The sequence below is a fragment of the Acidobacteriota bacterium genome, from assembly GCA_016700075.1.
GTDB lineage: Bacteria > Acidobacteriota > Blastocatellia > Pyrinomonadales > Pyrinomonadaceae > OLB17.
In genome coordinates, this window is the sequence record CP065000.1 from 139,460 (window position 1) to 157,250 (window position 17,791).

18 protein-coding genes, 1 other RNA gene and 1 pseudogene are annotated in these 17,791 nt (G+C 52.4%); 3 read left to right on the forward strand and 17 right to left on the reverse strand.

Annotated elements, in window-relative coordinates:
- Positions 1–113 precede the first annotated feature (113 nt).
- The 7 genes and pseudogenes from IPM50_00645 to IPM50_00675 all read right to left on the reverse strand — a co-directional run bounded on the left by IPM50_00645 (position 114) and on the right by IPM50_00675 (position 6,828).
- On the reverse strand, positions 114–308 hold the full coding sequence (locus IPM50_00645; GenBank protein ID QQS33124.1) for a hypothetical protein: 195 nt from the start codon (positions 306–308) through the stop codon (positions 114–116).
- Positions 292–588, reverse strand: coding sequence for a BrnT family toxin (locus tag IPM50_00650; protein ID QQS33125.1), 297 nt, complete (start codon positions 586–588; stop codon positions 292–294). The genes IPM50_00645 and IPM50_00650 overlap by 17 nt, the downstream gene beginning before the upstream one ends.
- 767 nt (positions 589–1,355) lie before the next feature.
- A pseudogene (locus IPM50_00655) lies at positions 1,356–2,597 on the reverse strand (2-oxoacid:acceptor oxidoreductase family protein).
- Positions 2,598–2,883: 286 nt separating this feature from the next.
- The gene (locus IPM50_00660) at positions 2,884–3,117 is read right to left on the reverse strand and encodes an addiction module protein (protein ID QQS33126.1); all 234 of its coding nucleotides are present in this window, start codon (positions 3,115–3,117) and stop codon (positions 2,884–2,886) included.
- Between the two features lie 20 nt (positions 3,118–3,137).
- Positions 3,138–3,497, reverse strand: coding sequence for a DUF2200 domain-containing protein (locus tag IPM50_00665; GenBank protein ID QQS33127.1), 360 nt, complete (start codon positions 3,495–3,497; stop codon positions 3,138–3,140).
- 108 nt (positions 3,498–3,605) lie between these two features.
- Positions 3,606–4,058, reverse strand: coding sequence for an IS200/IS605 family transposase (gene tnpA, locus IPM50_00670; GenBank protein QQS33128.1), 453 nt, complete (start codon positions 4,056–4,058; stop codon positions 3,606–3,608).
- 913 nt (positions 4,059–4,971) lie between these two features.
- On the reverse strand, positions 4,972–6,828 hold the full coding sequence (locus IPM50_00675) for an FAD-dependent oxidoreductase (protein QQS33129.1): 1,857 nt from the start codon (positions 6,826–6,828) through the stop codon (positions 4,972–4,974).
- 141 nt (positions 6,829–6,969) lie between these two features.
- Here IPM50_00675 and IPM50_00680 point away from each other — a divergent pair, with 141 nt between their 5' ends.
- A complete protein-coding gene (locus tag IPM50_00680) occupies positions 6,970–7,860 on the forward strand; it encodes a prepilin peptidase (protein ID QQS33130.1) in 891 nt (296 codons plus the stop codon).
- A gap of 2 nt (positions 7,861–7,862) precedes the next feature.
- On the opposite strand, the gene IPM50_00685 is transcribed toward IPM50_00680, so the two are convergent.
- The 9 genes from IPM50_00685 to IPM50_00725 all read right to left on the reverse strand — a co-directional run bounded on the left by IPM50_00685 (position 7,863) and on the right by IPM50_00725 (position 15,193).
- Positions 7,863–8,135, reverse strand: coding sequence for a hypothetical protein (locus IPM50_00685; protein QQS33131.1), 273 nt, complete (start codon positions 8,133–8,135; stop codon positions 7,863–7,865).
- A complete protein-coding gene (locus IPM50_00690) occupies positions 8,132–8,866 on the reverse strand; it encodes a tetratricopeptide repeat protein (protein ID QQS33132.1) in 735 nt (244 codons plus the stop codon). The genes IPM50_00685 and IPM50_00690 overlap by 4 nt, the downstream gene beginning before the upstream one ends.
- A 93-nt stretch (positions 8,867–8,959) precedes the next feature.
- Entirely contained in the window at positions 8,960–9,229 is a 270-nt protein-coding gene (locus IPM50_00695) for a hypothetical protein (GenBank protein QQS33133.1), read from the reverse strand.
- A gap of 45 nt (positions 9,230–9,274) precedes the next feature.
- Positions 9,275–9,664, reverse strand: an RNA gene (gene rnpB / locus IPM50_00700) — RNase P RNA component class A.
- 72 nt (positions 9,665–9,736) lie between these two features.
- Positions 9,737–10,300 (reverse strand): polysaccharide biosynthesis/export family protein, encoded by a 564-nt coding sequence (locus tag IPM50_00705; GenBank protein ID QQS33134.1) that lies wholly within the window; start codon positions 10,298–10,300, stop codon positions 9,737–9,739.
- Between the two features lie 200 nt (positions 10,301–10,500).
- Positions 10,501–12,300, reverse strand: coding sequence for a phosphoenolpyruvate--protein phosphotransferase (gene ptsP / locus IPM50_00710; GenBank protein QQS33135.1), 1,800 nt, complete (start codon positions 12,298–12,300; stop codon positions 10,501–10,503).
- Between the two features lie 25 nt (positions 12,301–12,325).
- Complete coding sequence (locus IPM50_00715; protein ID QQS34430.1) at positions 12,326–13,180, reverse strand: TIGR00266 family protein; 855 nt, start codon at positions 13,178–13,180, stop codon at positions 12,326–12,328.
- 38 nt (positions 13,181–13,218) lie between these two features.
- A complete protein-coding gene (locus IPM50_00720) occupies positions 13,219–13,767 on the reverse strand; it encodes an LOG family protein (GenBank protein QQS33136.1) in 549 nt (182 codons plus the stop codon).
- Between the two features lie 55 nt (positions 13,768–13,822).
- Complete coding sequence (locus IPM50_00725) at positions 13,823–15,193, reverse strand: MFS transporter (GenBank protein ID QQS33137.1); 1,371 nt, start codon at positions 15,191–15,193, stop codon at positions 13,823–13,825.
- 156 nt (positions 15,194–15,349) lie between these two features.
- Between IPM50_00725 and IPM50_00730 the strand changes: the two genes are divergently transcribed.
- Entirely contained in the window at positions 15,350–16,348 is a 999-nt protein-coding gene (locus IPM50_00730) for an NDP-sugar synthase (protein QQS33138.1), read from the forward strand.
- A gap of 8 nt (positions 16,349–16,356) precedes the next feature.
- On the forward strand, positions 16,357–17,364 hold the full coding sequence (locus tag IPM50_00735; protein QQS33139.1) for a phosphotransferase: 1,008 nt from the start codon (positions 16,357–16,359) through the stop codon (positions 17,362–17,364).
- Here IPM50_00735 and IPM50_00740 read toward each other — a convergent pair.
- Positions 17,353–17,787: a hypothetical protein gene (locus IPM50_00740; protein ID QQS33140.1), complete on the reverse strand. Its 435-nt coding sequence runs from the start codon at positions 17,785–17,787 to the stop codon at positions 17,353–17,355. The two genes, IPM50_00735 and IPM50_00740, sit on opposite strands and share 12 nt — an antisense overlap.
- Between the last annotated feature and the right edge of the window lie 4 nt (positions 17,788–17,791).

The following is a 17,791-nucleotide window of genomic DNA, read 5'->3' on the forward strand; positions in this document are numbered from 1 at the left end:
TTATCCGCTGTGATCGGCATGCCGTCGTAGTTTAGGACGGAGATGAGTTTTGACGCATCGGTGCCGAGTTCGATCATCATGAGGCCGCGGAACTGGGCGTCAGTGTAGCCACGCTAAAGTTCAGCAATTTCCATATCCTTTTTTAACAACCGATTAACTACTTGGCTGCGGTCAATGTCCTTCTTGACCGACAGCTTCTGGACGAATTCGGCAATTTCCGGCTCTAAATAGATCGGTAGGTTGAACTCTCCGTCCGGATTATGGAATTTACCTCTTACTCCTTTTGAAAAATCATATTCCTTTTTCATACTGTTCTGTTTCCCGCTTGGTTGCCTTTCTTACCGAAATGATCCTGATCCGCATACTCTCCGCACTCAGGCTTTCACACTTATGAGACAGGACCAAGACGCTTCCCATCCCGTCTAATCCGATTGTAATCCATCGTTCTTCCTTTTCGCTATGTTCTTCGTCCGGGATCGAAAGCAGATTTGGGTCGCGAAAAACCGTTGCCGCTCGCTCGAAACTAACCGCGTGTTTGCGAATATTGGTGCGAGCTTTCTTAGGATCCCATTCAAAATCGTAACGCATACCTACATTCCCGATCTTATCTGCCTAAAAATATTATCCGCCGTGATCGGCATGCCGTCGTAGTTTAGGACGGAGATGAGTTTCGACGCATCGGTGCCGAGTTCGATCATCATTAGGCTGCGGAATTGGGCGTCGCGGTTTTGTTCGATGACGAAGATCCGAGAATGCGAATCGACAAATTCGCGAAACGCTTCGCCAAATGGAAACGCCCGCACACGCATTGCGTCGAGGTTGATTCCCTGTTCCGCGAGAAGTTCGAGAGCTTCTTCAGCGGCGTACGACGACGTGCCAAAGTAGATTACACCGTTGGCGGTGACGGGTGACGGGTGACGGGTAACAAGGTCAGAGCCAGAGCCCTTTTTCCTGTCACCTGTAACCTGTCTCCTATCACTCGCATGGATCACAGGGCTCGGCACCAGTTCCTTCGCCGTGTCCCATTTTTTGGCGAGGCGGTCCATGTTGCGGCGGTAGGCGTCGCCGTCTTCGGTGTAGACTCCGTATTCGTCGCGGGACGAGCCGCGTGTGACAAATGCACCGCGGGTCGCGTGTGTCCCGGCGATGGTCCGATACGGGATGCCGTCGTCGTCGATGTCGAGATAACGGCCAAATTTACCTTTGAACTGCTCAAGCGGCTGTCCCGCGGTCTCATTACTGCCGTCGTGGCCCGGAAGATCGGCGTGCTGGGCGCCCACATTGCCGTTCCCGTTCTCGGGGAGGTCCGCATCAAGCAGGCTGGCAGCCCTTGCACCGATCTTAGTAGCAGCCGCGATGCGATCGAGCATTTCGCCGGTCAAGACCTTGCCTCGATCGTATTCGCGGCTGTCGTCCCAAACAAGAGCCTCAGTAACATGGTCGTTCATGCCGAGATCGAGGTCGGTCATCACTATGACCGGAGTTTGAAGTCGCTCGGTCAAATCAAATGCGGCTGCTGTCATCTCGAAACATTCCTTCGGACTCGCCGGAAACAGCAGCGGATGCTTTGTATCTCCGTGGGAAGCATACGCCGCGAGCAAGATATCTGACTGCTGCGTCCTCGTTGGCATCCCGGTCGAAGGACCCGTTCGCTGAACGTCTATCAGGACCGTCGGTATCTCAGCAAAATAGCCAAGCCCAAGGAACTCATTCATCAGCGAAACGCCCGGGCCGCTAGTGGCGGTGAACGCACGTGCGCCGTTCCAAGAGGCACCTATCACCATCCCGATAGCGGCGAGTTCGTCTTCAGCCTGAACGATGGCGTAGTTGTTCTTGCCGGTTTCGGGATCGACGCGGTATTTGGCGGCGTACTTGGAAAAAGCATCAACGACCGATGTCGATGGCGTGATCGGATACCAAGCCGCAACGGTCGCACCTGCATATATCGCCCCTAGAGCACATGCAGAATTGCCGCCGTAAAGGATCTTGTCGCCGAGCAGATCACGGCGTTCGACGCGCAACGAGAAAGGATGTTCGAAATGATCCTTGACGTAATTGACGCCGAGATTCAGAGCCTTTATGTTCGGTTCGATAAGCTTTTCCTTGCCCTTGAACTGTTCACCGATCAGGCCTTCTAGGACGGAGAATTCGATGTCGAATAGCGTTGCAAGGGCTCCGATGTAAACGATATTTTTGAAAAGCTGCCGCTGCCGTGCGTCTGCATAATTTGCATTGCATATCTCGGTCATCGGGATGCCGAGATGCGTGATGTCCGTACGATCGTAGCCCGGCGGGAGCGGTTTAGTGTCGTCGTAAACGAAATAGCCGCCGGCTTTGACGTCAGCGTAATCCTTTTTCATCGACTGCGGATTGACCGCGACCATCAGATCGACGCCCTCGCGTCTCCCCAAATATCCTTTCTCCGAGACACGTACCTCGTACCAAGTCGGCAAACCCTGAATATTCGAAGGGAAAATGTTCTTCGGCGTCACGGGCACACCCATCCGAAACACCGCCTTAGTAAACAAAGCATTAGCCGAAGCCGAACCAGTGCCATTTACGTTCGCAAACCTAACTACAAAATCGTTTATCTTCATTAAACTCATCGGTCCAAACCAAAATCAGGATCGCGGCTGTCATGCTTTACCGCAACAACGAGAACTGTTTCTTCATCGATCACTTCAAATAAGATGTGGTAAGGAAATCAGGCGAAGTTGACCCGTCGGAATCTAGGTGTGTAAAGCGGAAATGATCCAGCCCGGTTTACCATCGAGTCGAAACACCTAAGTAGCTCAGCAAAAAAGTCGATCGCGATCTCTGAACCAGCATGATGCGAATAATACTCGATATGACCAACTAGATCATCATCGACCTTAGGGTGAACTATGATTTCCATCCGAACCTTTCGCGAATTCGCCGGTCGAGTTCCTCGATCGAAATACCGATCTCTGGGTTCTTTTTCAATTCATCACTCCTTCTTGTTGCTTCGGCGACCCCGTCATCATCATTATCCCAGCCAGGAGACGGCAGCGAGCGAATCAACTTTTCCGCAAGCTTTCCACGATCCGCCGCCTGAAGAGCAAGTGCGAGTTCTTCAACATCTGCAATTACTGACATAGCAATACCTCAGAGCAAAATTATACCACCGGCTTTCTTAAAATCTTCTCCATCTTCTTTCCCTTCGCAAGTTCGTCGATGAGCTTATCGAGCCAGCGGATCTTTTGCATCAGCGGGTCTTCGATGTCTTCGACGCGGACGCCGCAGACGACGCCTGTGATCAATGCGACATTCGGGTTGAGCCGTGGGGCATCTTCAAAGAATTCGCGAAAGCTCACTTTATCGGCGATCACCTTCTCAAGCCCCTGGGCCGTATAACCCGTCAACCACTCGATAACCTCATGCAACTCCTCCACCGAACGCCCTTTCTTCTCCACCTTCGCCACATAATGCGGATAAACCCCCGCAAAGCTCATCGCGAATACTCTATCGTTTGGCATTAAACCTTCCTAATTTCTTATGCCGCGTAGCGGTAAGATGATTTTAGCCGTGGGTTTCAACCCACGGTAGCCGAAATTAATGATCCGCGTCGCGTAGCGACGAATGAATCAATCGAACAAATAACGTTCATCGTAATCAATGCCATGCAATTTCAATAACGAAACATATTCATCCTCAAACGTATGCCTCCGGTGATGTTCCCTTTGATTTCTGATGTATTCGATCACGCTTGGCACATTCGATTTGCTTACCGAAAACACACCGTAGCCGTCCTGCCATGCAAACTTACGAAGATGCGAGAACTCTTCACTGATCCATCTCGACGATTCGCCCTTTAGCCATTGAACTATCTGGCTCGGGGAGAATTTTGGTTTTGCCATTATCAGGACGTGAATGTGGTTCTCGGTGCCACCGACCTGAACCGCGATGATCTCGTGATTCCTGGCGATCCCGCCGATGTAGGCCCACACGCGGCTTTCGATCTCGCGGTCAATTAGGTTTTTTCGTCCCTTTGTCGAGAAGACGATGTGGTTGAAGAGGTTTGAATACGTGTTAGCCATCAAATCTACCAAATCATCCTGTCTTCGCCGTATCGCGGCAGATCGAATTCAGGCGTGGGCGTTTGCCCACGGAGAAAGAAAGAATCGAAAAACGATCTTGTCGCGTCAGCGACAATTGAATTCAGCCGGGGCGGTTTATTCAATCGTCGCTATGCGACGACGGATGTGTTTATTCGTCCTTACCGTGGACAAACGTCCACGGCTAAATTCGATTGTCGCTCCGCGACCGGCGGCCTAAAACTCAGGCTTTTGTACCGTCCCACGGTAATTTTCTCCAATAAACTCGTCCCTTTCGCACTTCGACTCGAACTTTTCAGCCTTCGACTCAGGCTTTTCGGGCTTCGATCGGAACTTTTCAGGCTTCAACTCAAACTTTTCGGCCTTCGTGAGGCACTTTCTACGCTTCGTCTCGAACCTTTTGCCCTTCGTGACGGACTGTTTGGGCTTCGTACTCAACTTAGTCGCCTTCGGACAGTACTTTTGACTCTTTGGCCGAGTGATTCGCCAGCCAAACTCCCATGAATACCTGTACTGAACCATCTTATGCACGCTCGTTGGTTCACCATCGACCATCTTTGGAGTGAATGTAATCTTTTCTACTGCCTCGCGTGCTAACGCATCCAGATTACTAATTCGGGTGCTAAGGATCTGCGAGATTTTGCCAAGAGTCGCATCCTCTCGAAACTCTACTCGGAATACTATTGAAGCCTGCGCGTCAAGAGTTCCGTAATTGTCGGGGAGTTTGGGCAAAGGTTGCTCTACGATACACATCTCCGATGACTGAGCCGCTGACGCGAGTGCGAAAAAACAGATTAAGGCCAACAAAATCAGGGTGTTGTATAGTTTGTTAGTCATCCCAACAACTCAGATGCATTGATAAGGTCACGACGACCACACCTCATTCAACGTAGAACTAGACCGCACCATTTCCATTCCTTGTGATCTGGACGACGTTGCCTACGACGGTGGGGCCGTATTTGACCTCGCCGGCTTTGGTGACGTTGTACCAGAACTTTTCCATTTCCCAGGCGGCGGTGGGGCAGCGTTCGGCGCAGAGTCCGCAGTGGAGACAGACGTCTTCGTCTTTGACCATGACGCGGCCGGTTTTTAGGCCGTCGGCGACGTAGATATCTTGGGTAGCATTGAGTGCCGGGACTTTTGTTTTCTGCCGCAGTTCGGCTTCGGTGCCGTTCTGTATATCAAAAGGCGTGAAGGTGATGCAGCTCGTCGGACAGATGTCGACACACGCGTCGCACTCGATGCACTTTGGGGCTTCGAAGACGGTCTGCACGTCGCAGTTGAGGCAGCGTTTCGCTTCCTCATAGCCCGCGAGCGGGTCAAATCCAAGCTCGACTTCCCTCTTACGGTCCTTTAGCGTCAACTCTTTCGGAGCCTGCGGGACCGCAAGCCGATCGTACTCGTCGATGGTGCTGTCGTATGCCCATTCGTGAATGCCCATCTTCGTCGAGTATAGATTTGTGTGAGGCGACGGCCTGTCCGCGACGAGGTCTTTACGCTCGCACATCAGATGAATGGAAACGGCCGCCTGATGGCCGTGTGCGACCGCTGTGATGACGTTCTCCGGTCCAAACGCGGCATCGCCGCCAAACAAAACCTTTGGATGCGTTGATCTAAAGGTGACGCGGTCAACGACGGGAACTTCCCATTTATCAAATTCGATGCCGAGGTCGCGTTCGATCCAAGGGAAAGCGTTCTCCTGTCCGACCGCGATCAAAACATCGTCCGCGGGATAGAATGCGTCCGGCTCGCCGGTCGGCACGAGACGGCGTTTGCCGTTCTCGTCAAAGACCGCCTCGACCTTTTCGAAGGTCATGCCGACGAGTTTGCCCGCCTCAATGACGAAACTCTTTGGAACGTGGTTATCGATGATCGGGATATCCTCGTGCATCGCGTCCTCTTTTTCCCATGGCGATGCCTTCATTGATGCAAAAGGCGAGCGGACGATGACCTTCACATCTTCGCCGCCAAGTCTTCGTGCCGTGCGGCAGCAGTCCATAGCCGTATTGCCGCCGCCGAGGACGATGACCGTTTTGCCGATCTTGTCGGTGTGTTCAAATGCGACCGACGCGAGCCAATTGATGCCGATGTGGATGTTCGCATCGCCTTCCTGACGCCCGGGCAGATCCGGCAGATCACGCCCACGCGGTGCTCCGGTCCCGACGAAAACGGCATCGTAATCCTGAGCGAGCACTTCTTTCAGCGACGAGACGTAATGCTTGAAATGCGTGTGAATTCCCAAACGCAGAATGTAATCGACCTCGTCATCGAGAACCTGTTCAGGTAAGCGAAACGCCGGGATCTGCGACCGCATAAATCCGCCTGCTTTGATCTGTTCGTCAAAGAGATGGACCTCGTAACCGAGTGGTGCCAGGTCGCGCGCGACCGTCAACGACGCAGGCCCTGCACCGATCAGGGCGATCTTCTTTCCGTTTGGCGTGAACGGGCCCTGCGGCATATACGGGATGACGTTGTCGCGATTGTCGGCAGCAACGCGTTTCAGACGGCAGATCGCGACCGGCTCTTCGTCGATCCGCCCGCGGCGGCACGCCGGCTCGCACGGCCGATCGCAAGTTCGCCCCAAAACGCCGGGAAAAACGTTCGAGTCCCAATTGATCATATACGCTTCGGTGTACTTGCCCTCGGCGATCAATCGGATGTATTCGGGCACGGGCGTATGTGCCGGGCACGCGTATTGGCAATCAACTACCTTGTGAAAATATTCGGGGTCGGAAATGTCGGTCGGTTTCAAAACGTTATCTACCTTATTTTGTCGGAGTTAGCTCAAGGCTATCTTAAATGATGTCTAACATCTTTTCTAGCAAATTCGACAGGAAAAGACTATTATTTCAATGCGAAGCAGCCGAATTCCGCGGCCGCTGAAAATTCTGCAATGAAAATCATACTTTTTGCTTCGTTGGAGGCACTTCTCGGGATACCCGAGATAGCCGGATGGATATTCGTATTTATTCTCGGCGCGTGTATCGGCAGCTTCCTTAATGTGGTCATTTACCGCATTCCGAATGAGCTTTCTCTGCTGCCGTCGTCAAAATGCCCGTCGTGCGAAAAGCCGATCCGCTTTTATCACAATATTCCGATCCTCGGCTGGCTTTTGCTGAGAGGCAAATGTGCAAATTGCGGCGGAGCGATCTCGATACGTTATCCGGCTGTCGAGCTTTTGACGGCGTTGGTCTTTTGCCTTGTCTATTGGCAGGTTGGGATCACTCCCTATTTACCTTTAGCCTTGATATTTTCTGCCGCCATCATTGCACTAATATTCATTGATGCCGATCACATGATCCTGCCGAACGTGATCACCTATCCGATGTTCGTCATCGCGGTCATCGTTAGAATTGCTTACCCTTTGGTCTTTGAGGGCAACTACTTCTCAGACACGACGTATGCTCCGATCACTTATCTTTCTGATTGGCCGGCTTGGGCCGCAAGTCTCGCGGGTGCCTTGTTTGGAGCACTGATCGGCGGCGGATCGCTGTGGCTTGTCGGGGCCGTATGGAAACTGCTCAGAGGTGTGGAAGCAATGGGGCTCGGCGACGTAAAGCTGCTGTTCGGAATCGGAGCATTTCTAGGTTGGCGGCTCACGATCCTGACGATATTCGTCGGAGCATTCACAGGTGCCTTGGCGGGAATTGCGGTAGTAATGAAACAAAAGGAAAAAGACCTAAAGGCTCAAATACCGTTCGGGATATTCCTAGGCATCGGGGCGATCTTTGCCATGGTCTTTGGCGAAAGAGTTATAAATTGGTATTTGGGAATGTTCGCGTGACCTTAGGCTTTCACGCAGGCCTCCGAGCAATAATTCCGGCTGCCTTTTCGAATAACCTTAGATTCCGGTATCCAGACACCGCAGGCGACACAACTCACCAGATTGTTTGGCTCTGACGCTGTCGCCGTCTTTTTTCTCAGATCGCCGGAAGCGGATCCTGCCTCTTTAAGCAGTCGGGCAAAACCGACCATCGCCATCAGCTGCCTGCGGTATTTTATGGCGGTCAATCCCAAAAGTACTGCAATTACCGCAAATACAAGAAGGAACTCCCTCATTTAGGGGCTCCGGTCTTTGCCGAGTTGACCATTGTCGTAAGTTCAGTTACGGCGGGGCTTGTCGGATTCAATGCCCTCAATTTTTCAAGCGCCTGTTCGGCCTGTTCAATATTTTGCTGACGCAGATGGGCCTGTACTATGAATTGGAGCGATCGCTCATGAGTAGGCCTCATCTGACCGGCCTTGTTCAACTCGGCGATGGCCCTTGTGTAAACCGGAGGTTCCTGCAGATAGTAGGTTAGGCCCAGATCGGTTTGCACATCAGCATCGGAAGGCTTTAAGGCTAATGCCTGTAGATAAATAGTTCGGGCTTTCTCAAATTCGGCATTGTCCTTGCGATAAAAACCGATGTCAAAGTGCCCATTGCCCAGTGCTACGAGAACATCAAAATCTTTCGGTTCCAGTTTGGCGGCACGCTCAAGAATGCGGACAGATTCCGCGATAAGGCCGTCATCTTGCTTCATCGCCCCATAGCGATAAAGAGCTACACCAAGGTCTTTCTGAAAGGAAAACTTGTCTGCGTTCTGGTCCGCCTCGGCGATCTTGGCTCTGATCTCTTCCGGGGAAAGGTCGTCCGCACGGTTCGAATTACCGGTAATTCCGGCGGAATTAGCAGGCATCGGCCCGCCCATGGTTACAGCACTTCGGTTCATGGAATTAGCGACCATAAATCCGCCTATGAAACCTGCGAGAAGGGCGATCATCACCAAAAGGATCGTATTTTTATCCATCGCTTTAAATCCTATCAAAAGGATGCTGTCACAAGAAAAGCGCCGCGGACGAAACCGAAGCGCCTTTCGAAATGGGCTATGTTATGGAAATGCCTACTTTTTATCCGTTGTCGGCGGGATATATGGAAGGTCTTCCGCACGACGCCTGATCGGCGGATCCGTAGCTCTTCGTCGGGGGATCGCAGTTGAGTTCCGACGGTCAATACTGCCGGGAGGAAGACCCTGGCCGTGTACAGCTTCGACAAGGATCCTGGTGATCTCCTGCGACAAAGTTCTGTGTTCCGCTGCCGCTCGACGTCGGAGAGATTCTTTTAACTCATTGGGAACATAAGCTCCAATGAATACGCCTTTACGATTTGCCATAAGAAAATAGATAACTCCCGATAAAACGTATGAAAAATGCCTGTTGTGTGAAGCGCGTCTATAAGCCGAATCCTGTATCCCGGACAAGCCGGGACGGCGATCATTCATCTGGGCGTAACGTTACCGTCACGCTCAAGCGGCCTACCCGAAAGCGATGCGGCGTCCAAAAACGCGTTTTCAGCTGGGCTGCTGAGATTTCGCTTCCCTATTTGGCCTTGCACCACGAGGAGTTTGCCTGGCCGTCATTGTTACCAACGACGCCGGTGAGCTCTTACCTCACCGTTTCACCCATCACCCCAACGAATCAGGGCTGGTCTCTTCTCTGTTGCACTTGTCGTTCCCGAAAATTCGGGACCCGGACGTTATCCGGCTCGCTGCCCATTGGTGTTCGGACTTTCCTCCCCAATAATATGGAGCGACCGCCCAACGCGCTTCACAGCAAGGCTCTGTGAGTATAACAAATTTGTTTTACATACAAAAGCCATTGTTAATTCGGCGTTACAACAACTAGTTTCGGTCCCTATCGCGAAACAATTCGATCTCATCGCCCGGCAATAGCAAGAGGTCAAAAACATCTGTTCCCGAAAATGTGATCGTCAACGGTTCGCGGCCGGTCCTCAGCAATCTGGCGGACGAATAGTCTTGGAAATTCCCGACTTCGCTGGAAATAATGAAAAGGGGAACCGCGTCGCGACGCATTGCTACCTTGATCGGAGCGAAGCCTTCTTTACGTACCACAACAAACCGGCTCGAATATTCCCTGACGGTCACTTGGATCGCCGTATTTCCAAACATCGATCCTAACTCCGCTTCAACTTGTTCAGGAGTCTTGCCCGCGAGACTGACGGAGACGTCTGTTCTGCCGAATATCGAGTTGCCCTCTGCGGTGACCGTGATGTACGTTGTCCCCTGCGTGTCATCACCATTGTCGATACGGAGTACGTCATTTACTCCTATCCGATAACTGTTCGCAAGAGGATCCATCGATACCTTCGACGGGGAGATAGCGGCCACTTGTGGAGATCGAATGGGTGAGATGCCTGCCGAAGGTGATGCGGGCCCTTTTACCATCGCAGACAAACTTGTATTCGGGCTGGGTGTAAACGGATTATTGCCGGCTGTGGCAGAGCTGTCCTGTGCACATATACTTGACAGGCTGACCAGCACAGCTAAGGTGCTTGAACTCAGATACTTGATAGGGACGCTCATTGTTCGCTGGGCCAAACGTCGCATTGACGACCGGCGTTCACCAAACAAAATGACGAAAAGCATCAAGTTTCAGAAATTTCCGGTTTTCGGGAAAATCTATCAAGCATACCTCTCGGGAACAGGTCCGCCCAATTTCGGGTGTAGAGATCGAGAAGATAGCTCTCTATCTCGCCCGCTGTATTAAGATCCATTGACGTTGCGGCAATAACTTTACAATCGGCCATCGAAATATTTGCGATCAAGGATCGCGCAGCTGAGAACGCCCCCGAATGCATGCTGAAATTCCGATAGCCAAGTCCCAACAATAAAGGCAAATAGAATGGAGCACTGGCCATTTCCCCGCAGATCGTGACCTCTTTTGATCTGTCAGCTGCAGCTCTTGCGACCGATTCCAACGATCGAATCACCGCCGGATGAAGGCTTTGGTACCAAGCGGCGACGGTCTCATTGTCTCGATCTGCCCCTAAGAGATACTGAACAAGGTCATTGGTGCCCACGCAAAGGAAATCAGATGCATCCGCCAAAGAATCGATCGTTAGGACCGCGGACGGAAGCTCCACCATGACCCCGATCGCAGGCAGTGAAGCTGTCGGGTCTGAGCTTCCTATCTCCCGAAATACATCTTCTACCATACCTCTCGCCGAGAGAAGATCTGAAAGTCCCGATACCATCGGAAGCATCAATCGAAGCTCGCTGTTTCCCGCTGCCCGCAAGAGTGCTCTGAGCTGTGCCCGGAAAAAGTCAGGACGCGTCAGGCAGATCCTCAGCGAACGCAGGCCGAGAGCAGGATTAGGCCCCGCCCGCTTTTCACGAAACGACTCAACACCAAAGTCGAACGTTCTTATGGTCACGGGGAGTTTACCCGACGCCCTCAGCACGTCCGCGTAAATTGAATACTGTTCCGATTCATTCGGCGGGAGCCCGTCTTCGCCGATCATGCCGTCTGTTCGGAAAAGCCCGATCCCAAAGGCTCCGCGACCAATGGCCCGTCGTGCCGAGTCTAAGCTGTCGGCGTTTCCAAAGAGAAATATCTGTTCACCGTCATTGGTGTGCAGGGCAAAGGGAGAATCGTATTCGGTTTCGACAGAAGCGGAGCTAAGAGCGGACCTGTCCATGGGACCGGCATCGGATATGATCACCTTTCCGGAATCACCGTCCACCGTAACGAACTCATCTTCGGATATGACGCCCTTCGGATCTCCGATGCCGGTAACCATCGGGATGCCAAAACCGCGAGCAATGATGCTGATGTGCGACGTCCAACCGCCATGTTCGACGATCACCGCCGCGGGCGAATTTTCACAGAGCTCATAGAACTGAGACGTCTTCACTTCTCTTGCGGCAACGACACAGCCGCGCACACTTGATAGGTCGCGTTTATCGGCTGAGATCAATGATCTTCGCAAACGGACAATGACGTCATCGAGTTCCTGAACCTTTTCGCGAAATGACGGGTCTTCTATCTCTGCAAAATCATCGTGAAAGAGTTCGTTCACGCGCTCCAAAGCCCATTCGGCGTTGATCCTGTGTTCGGCCATCTTTGTGAGGACCTTTTCTTTGATGCCGGATGTTTCAAGTATCAATAGCTGCGCATCGAAGATCGCCGATGCTTCGAGCCTGCTGCTGTCAAACGGGCTTCCCGCAAGCGAGGACAATTCAGCCTTGCATTTCTCAAAGGCCGCGGCAAAACGGGATGCTTCTATATCGATCTCTGCCGGATCCAAATGGCGCCGAAGAACCGTCGGCTCGGCATCTTGCAGGAATTTTATCTTTCCTGAACCGATACCGCGTGAAAGTGTCAGCGCCGGAAACACTCTCGTGTTAGAAGCCGTTTCCGGTGATCTTATGACGTTGGCAGCCAAAATGTATTTCCCCGGTGTTTAGCTACTAGCTTCCAAAGCTGATGCCGCCGCTTCCGCCCTGTGACGGGAAGAAAGGCTTCAGCAGTCCGGCAAAGGCAGCAAGGTTTCGAGTTTGGATCAGTATCTCGCCGGGGCCGGTGAATTCGGCAACCAATCCTTCGCCGCTCATCATGCTTCGGAAAAATCCACTCTTAGCGGCCTTTCTTAGGTTGTACTGCATATGACCTTCCCATGCGACCAAATGACCCGTGTCGATGACATACTGGTCTCCCGGCTTGAGGACCTTGCGGTAGATGGCCCCAAACGAAGCAACCAGCAGAAGGCCCGTTCCCGAAACCTCAAGAACAAAAAGGCCTTCGCCGCCAAAAAAGGATTTGGCACCTCCAAACTTAGTATCTACTTGGAGTGATGTGTCGCCGGCAAGATATGAACTGGATTGAACCTTGAACACCTGGTTCTGCATCTCGATGCCCGCGATATCGCCCGGTGCGCCGGGTGCTAGAGTTACTTCACCCGGACCGCCCTTTGCGGTAAAGGTAGAAACGAACGCAGATTCGCCGCCGACGGCGCGCTTTAAGGCGCCAAAAACGCCTCCTTTCATCTCTGAACTCAGGTCAACGTTTGACGACATTGAAACCATTGCTCCGGCCTCTGCGGAGATCGACTGGTTAGCCTGCAGTTGTAAAACAGCCAATGCGAACGCACCTTGATGTTCGATGGACCAAGTATAGCCGCGGCCCTGACCACGGCCGTCCAGGTCAAGATGGAAAGCACCGGCGCTTGTTCCGTGTTGCCCGTGCGATGCTGTTGACTGAGGTTGTTGAGTCGGGGCAGAATCGATCGTAAATCCGCAGGAGCCGCAGAATTTCGCACCGTCCATGAGAGACGCATTACATTTTGGGCAGTTCATAATCTATCTTACGAATACTTATTGATAAATATATCTGCAGCTTCCTTAGCGTCGGCTGCAAATTTCAGATACCTAACGTCACTGTCGCTGACCACGAGATTCTCACGCCATGCCCCGACGACCTTTCTCCATGCATCGCCTACGAGGACCAAAGGGCGGTCCTCGATCACTCCTGTCTGCAGCTTATTCCAAACCAGTGAAACCTCAGTCACCGTGCCCATTCCGCCGCGAAGAGCGACAAAACCGACCGATCGTGTGATCAAATTCTGAAGGCGTTCGTAAAAATGGTTAGTAGCGACCTTGTCTGTGAGGTAGCGGTTCGGCTCGCCTTTGAACTGATTCATTACGATGCCGTAAACGCGTCCTCCGCTCTCTCTCGCTCCTCGGGATGCGGCCTCCATTACGCCCAAGTAGCCGCCTGTGCAGATCGTAAAGCCGGCTTCAGCCAACCTCGACCCAAGATCTCGTGCTTCGCGATATTCGTCCGATGACTCTGCACATTTTGATCCGCCAAAGATCGTTACGATGCGTTCAGTGTTATTGTTCTCGTCGCTCATCTCTTTCGACCGTTTTCCCTATTATACTTTCAGCCCCTAAATGTTAAAAGAGGGGTCATTCCAGTTTTGCGGCTTCCTCGGGCGTCAAGTTGCCTGCTTCGTGAATCGCTTTCTTGGTGTTAGTAAAGATCAAAATTATCATCCCGCCCACGAAGAATATGATCAACGCCAAAATGGCACTTCGATATGAGCCGGTGATGCCAACGACGACGGCGAAGGTCAGATTGCCGATCCACGAGGTTCCTTTTTCAGATATCTCATAGATCCCGAAGAATGCGGACTCGCGGCTCTTGGGGATCATCTGTGAGAAAAGTGACCGCGACAGGGCCTGCGTGCTGCCGAGCACCAGTCCAATAAAAGTAGCCATTATCCACGCCTGGAAATGTGTTTCCAGAAAACCGTATGCAAAGACCACAATTCCCGACCAGATCGCTAAGCAGACAATAATGGTCGGCTTGGTGCCAATGAAACGCGAAATTCTCTCAAAGACCAATGCTCCGATCAGGGCAGCGATCTGGGCGACAACAAATATGCCTAATAGAAAACTTGGATCACTTTCGAGTCCCTTTGATACGAACAACTCCTGAGAAAGGAATACTGACGAATTAAGTATGACCGTCTGGATACCGTCGTTGTAGAAAAGATACGCGATCAGAAACATCAGCGTATATTTCAGCCCGGCAAGCTCCTTTAATGTCCGCCAAACCTCCACGAAACCGATCTTGACAAGATTTCTGCCGTTGCGCTCCCGTTCAGGTTTTCGCGATCGGATCAGATAAAAAGCCACGATTCCGAACAAGCCCCACCAAAGCGAGGCCATCAGCATAGAAAGCCTAACAGCGAAGCCCTTGTCGATGCCGAATGACTCGCCGAAATTGATGAGTGCCAGATTGGCGAAAAGCATCACCAATCCACCGAGATAGCCGGCCGCGTAGCCGTAGCTGCTGATGCGGTCGCGCATATCCTCGGAGGTGATATCGATGAGAAACGAATTGTAAAAAACGTTCGTTGCGGCAAAACAAATATTACCGATAAGCAGGAAAAGACAGCCCCAAAGATAATTCGTTCCTTGAACCAGGAAAAGCAGCGAACCTGCTATCACGCCGGTGTAGCAAAAAAGCGCCATCATACGCTTTTTCCAAGGCGTAAAATCCGCTATCGAGCCCAGTATCGGCAGCATAAAGACCTGCAGAAAGACAGAGATGCCCAACGTCGAGGTGAACAGGTTGTCTGCGGTCACTGACCCGATCGGGCCAAGCGAGATAACCACACCGCCTTTACCGACATCTTCCTGAGCCAGAGCGGTCAAATACGGCCCGGCCAATACCGAAACGACCGTCGTGTAAAACGCGGAGTTTGCCCAATCGTAGGCCAGCCAGCCGGTGATCTCGCGTCGGTCGTTTTTCGTGATCTCGGAGTTTTGCATTTGCAGCTATGCGGAATTTGACCTTAACGATACGTCAAATCGCACGTTTTTGTCTAACTAAGGCAAAGTTCGTTAACTTTTCCGTAAATGCGGTTTTCTTTAAACGCCCGTTCATCTATCATCGAATTTTGTTTCCCGCGAAGCATTGGGCCGCTTATGAAAGCAATGATACTCGCTGCCGGATTTGGCACCCGGCTATTCCCGCTCACGATCGACCGAACAAAACCGGCGATCCCCTTCTTGGGCAAGCCGCTGGTCGGGTATGTTGCCGAGTATCTGGCGCGGTTCGGCATTAGTGACGTCGTCGTGAATCTGCATCATCAGCCGGACTCCGTTCGAAGAGCATTAGGTGACGGCAGCGATTTCGGGGTGAATATCACCTATACCGTTGAAGAACCAAAGATCCTAGGCACTGCCGGAGCATTGGATAACGCCCGCGAGATCCTCGAAGACGACCGATTCGTTATTGTCAACGGAAAGATAATCACGGATATCGACATCGGTCAGGCGTTGGAAGCGCACGTACGGACAGGGGCTCTGGCGACGATGATACTGAAACCGAACGTAAAGCGTGAAAAATTCACGATCGTCGAGACCAGCGACGGCCGTGTTACCGGTTTTGGAGACTTTGCTCGCCCCGTATCAGAGGCTGAACTCAAGGACACCGAACACGACATCGAGACACCGCTCATGTTCACGGGAATTCATATCGTCGAGCCCCGTGTTTTCGATTACATCCCGCGGAGCGTTTATTCGGACATCGTGCCTTCGTTCTATGAACCGGCATTAAGAAATGGCGAGATCATCGCTGCTCACATCACAGATGCCGAATGGTATGAGCTGTCGACGATCCCGCGTTACCTTGATATTTCGCTGGCGATGATGAATGGCGGCAACGTGCATTTTGGGCGCAACTGCGTGATGCAGGGAGCCGTGCGGCTGAAAGATTCAGTTATCTGGGATGATGTGACCATTGGCGAAGACAGCGTTCTGTACAGAACGATAATTGCGGACGGCGTCACGATACCGTCGGGCTCGCAGTTTGAGAACGCGGCGATCGTTCGTGCCGAAATGGTGCGGAATTGCTCTGAGATACCGGATAAGGCAATGCGAGGATATGTGCAGGGCGAGAACTATATTGTTCCGCTGAATTGATCTTGCTGATGAACGCGAAAGTAAGACTTACAACATTCCTTACCTCGAACGGGCAGCCTGATACCATCACGGAACTCGCAGGCGACGCATCGACGCGGGAATATTTTCGTGTGACTTGGAATGAAATGACGGCGATCGCGTGCGTCTATCCCGAGCCGTTCGTTGCCGCTGAGCAGACCTTTCTCGCTACAACAAGACTTTTCCGATCCGCGGATCTGCCGGTCGCGGAGGTCATTGCTTTCAGCGAAGACCTGGGCGTCATCATTCAGGAAGACCTCGGCGACACGATACTTCGCGACGTAATGCTCGCCGCGGACGAAGATGCAGCGGCCAGGCTTCGCGACGAGGCGATATCGCTGATCGTACGAATACAGGCGGCGACGGAGCTTGCGTTCAGCTCAGGCTCGATCGCATCGAAACTGCGTTTTGACAAGGAAAAGCTGCTTTGGGAACTGAATTATTTCAAGGAGCACTACTTCACGACGCTTCGGAACACTCCATTGTCTTCAGAGGACGCCGAAGCGCTAAATACCGAATTTATTGAGCTTGTCGAGGAGCTTGACGAGCGTGCTTCGGTGCTTTGCCATCGCGACTTTCACGCGGCGAATCTCATGCGGGACGGCCGCGGACGGATGCGGATCATCGATCATCAAGATGCGCGGATCGGTTCCGCGGCATATGACCTCGTTTCCCTGCTGCTGGACCGAATAACGGAGCTTCCGTCGCCGCAATGGCTGGCCGCTCGCAGAAAGTTCTTTATTGAGATGCGGACAAAGTTCGGATTGCCGAAGCTCGACGAAGACGATTTTGCCTACGAATTTCGCCTGCAGACGATCCAACGCTGTCTGAAGGCCGCCGGCACGTTCTCGTACCAATCGGCCGTCCGCGGCAAGACGCATTTTCTGCCGTTCATCAAACCGATGTTCGGCATTACGCGACGCGGTGCGGAAAACCTCGGCCGCTTCCCTCACATCCGCAGAATTTTGACGCGCGAGCTGGAAAGCTCAAACGCGTAGATAGTCGCCACGCCAATTCTTCACTGCCAACTTGATCTCTTTCGGCGTGGTCAACTCGCCATTCGCGATGCGGGTTGCCAGATCGGCGAGCTCTTCATCCGACGCAAACCGCAACGCGATGATCTGCGATACTCTAAAATTCGATGCCTTTGCGGCGAGCTCCGGCGGCAGCAGTTCCCTGTAACGCAGCCGCTCTTCCAGGCGAATTACGCGGTCCTGTGCCTTCAGAGCCTGCAATCTTGCGGCCACGCTCATCAGCACAAGGGTGAATGACATCAGCAGATACTGCACGCGATACCAATCAAATTCCTGCACCACGCAAACTATCGCCCAGACCAGATTGATCAGCAGCAGCGGCGAAATGACGTAATGCACCAGCGGAAACCAGCGAGTGTGGTTTTGATAGTTCTGTTGTTCAGCCATTGAT

Bases quoted from the DNA above. Each gene is read 5' to 3' on its own strand.
- IPM50_00680 (QQS33130.1), top strand. From the start codon at position 6,970: ATGAAAATCATACTTTTTGCTTCGTTGGAGGCACTTCTCGGGATACCC.
- IPM50_00720 (QQS33136.1), bottom strand. From the start codon at position 13,767: ATGAGCGACGAGAACAATAACACTGAACGCATCGTAACGATCTTTGGC.
- IPM50_00725 (QQS33137.1), bottom strand. From the start codon at position 15,193: ATGCAAAACTCCGAGATCACGAAAAACGACCGACGCGAGATCACCGGC.
- IPM50_00730 (QQS33138.1), top strand. From the start codon at position 15,350: ATGAAAGCAATGATACTCGCTGCCGGATTTGGCACCCGGCTATTCCCG.
- IPM50_00690 (QQS33132.1), bottom strand. From the start codon at position 8,866: ATGGATAAAAATACGATCCTTTTGGTGATGATCGCCCTTCTCGCAGGT.
- IPM50_00665 (QQS33127.1), bottom strand. From the start codon at position 3,497: ATGCCAAACGATAGAGTATTCGCGATGAGCTTTGCGGGGGTTTATCCG.
- IPM50_00715 (QQS34430.1), bottom strand. From the start codon at position 13,180: ATGGACGGTGCGAAATTCTGCGGCTCCTGCGGATTTACGATCGATTCT.
- IPM50_00645 (QQS33124.1), bottom strand. From the start codon at position 308: ATGAAAAAGGAATATGATTTTTCAAAAGGAGTAAGAGGTAAATTCCAT.
- IPM50_00735 (QQS33139.1), top strand. From the start codon at position 16,357: ATGAACGCGAAAGTAAGACTTACAACATTCCTTACCTCGAACGGGCAG.
- IPM50_00740 (QQS33140.1), bottom strand. From the start codon at position 17,787: ATGGCTGAACAACAGAACTATCAAAACCACACTCGCTGGTTTCCGCTG.
- tnpA (QQS33128.1), bottom strand. From the start codon at position 4,058: ATGGCTAACACGTATTCAAACCTCTTCAACCACATCGTCTTCTCGACA.
- IPM50_00685 (QQS33131.1), bottom strand. From the start codon at position 8,135: ATGAGGGAGTTCCTTCTTGTATTTGCGGTAATTGCAGTACTTTTGGGA.
- IPM50_00705 (QQS33134.1), bottom strand. From the start codon at position 10,300: ATGGTAAAAGGGCCCGCATCACCTTCGGCAGGCATCTCACCCATTCGA.
- IPM50_00695 (QQS33133.1), bottom strand. From the start codon at position 9,229: ATGGCAAATCGTAAAGGCGTATTCATTGGAGCTTATGTTCCCAATGAG.
- IPM50_00660 (QQS33126.1), bottom strand. From the start codon at position 3,117: ATGTCAGTAATTGCAGATGTTGAAGAACTCGCACTTGCTCTTCAGGCG.
- IPM50_00650 (QQS33125.1), bottom strand. From the start codon at position 588: ATGCGTTACGATTTTGAATGGGATCCTAAGAAAGCTCGCACCAATATT.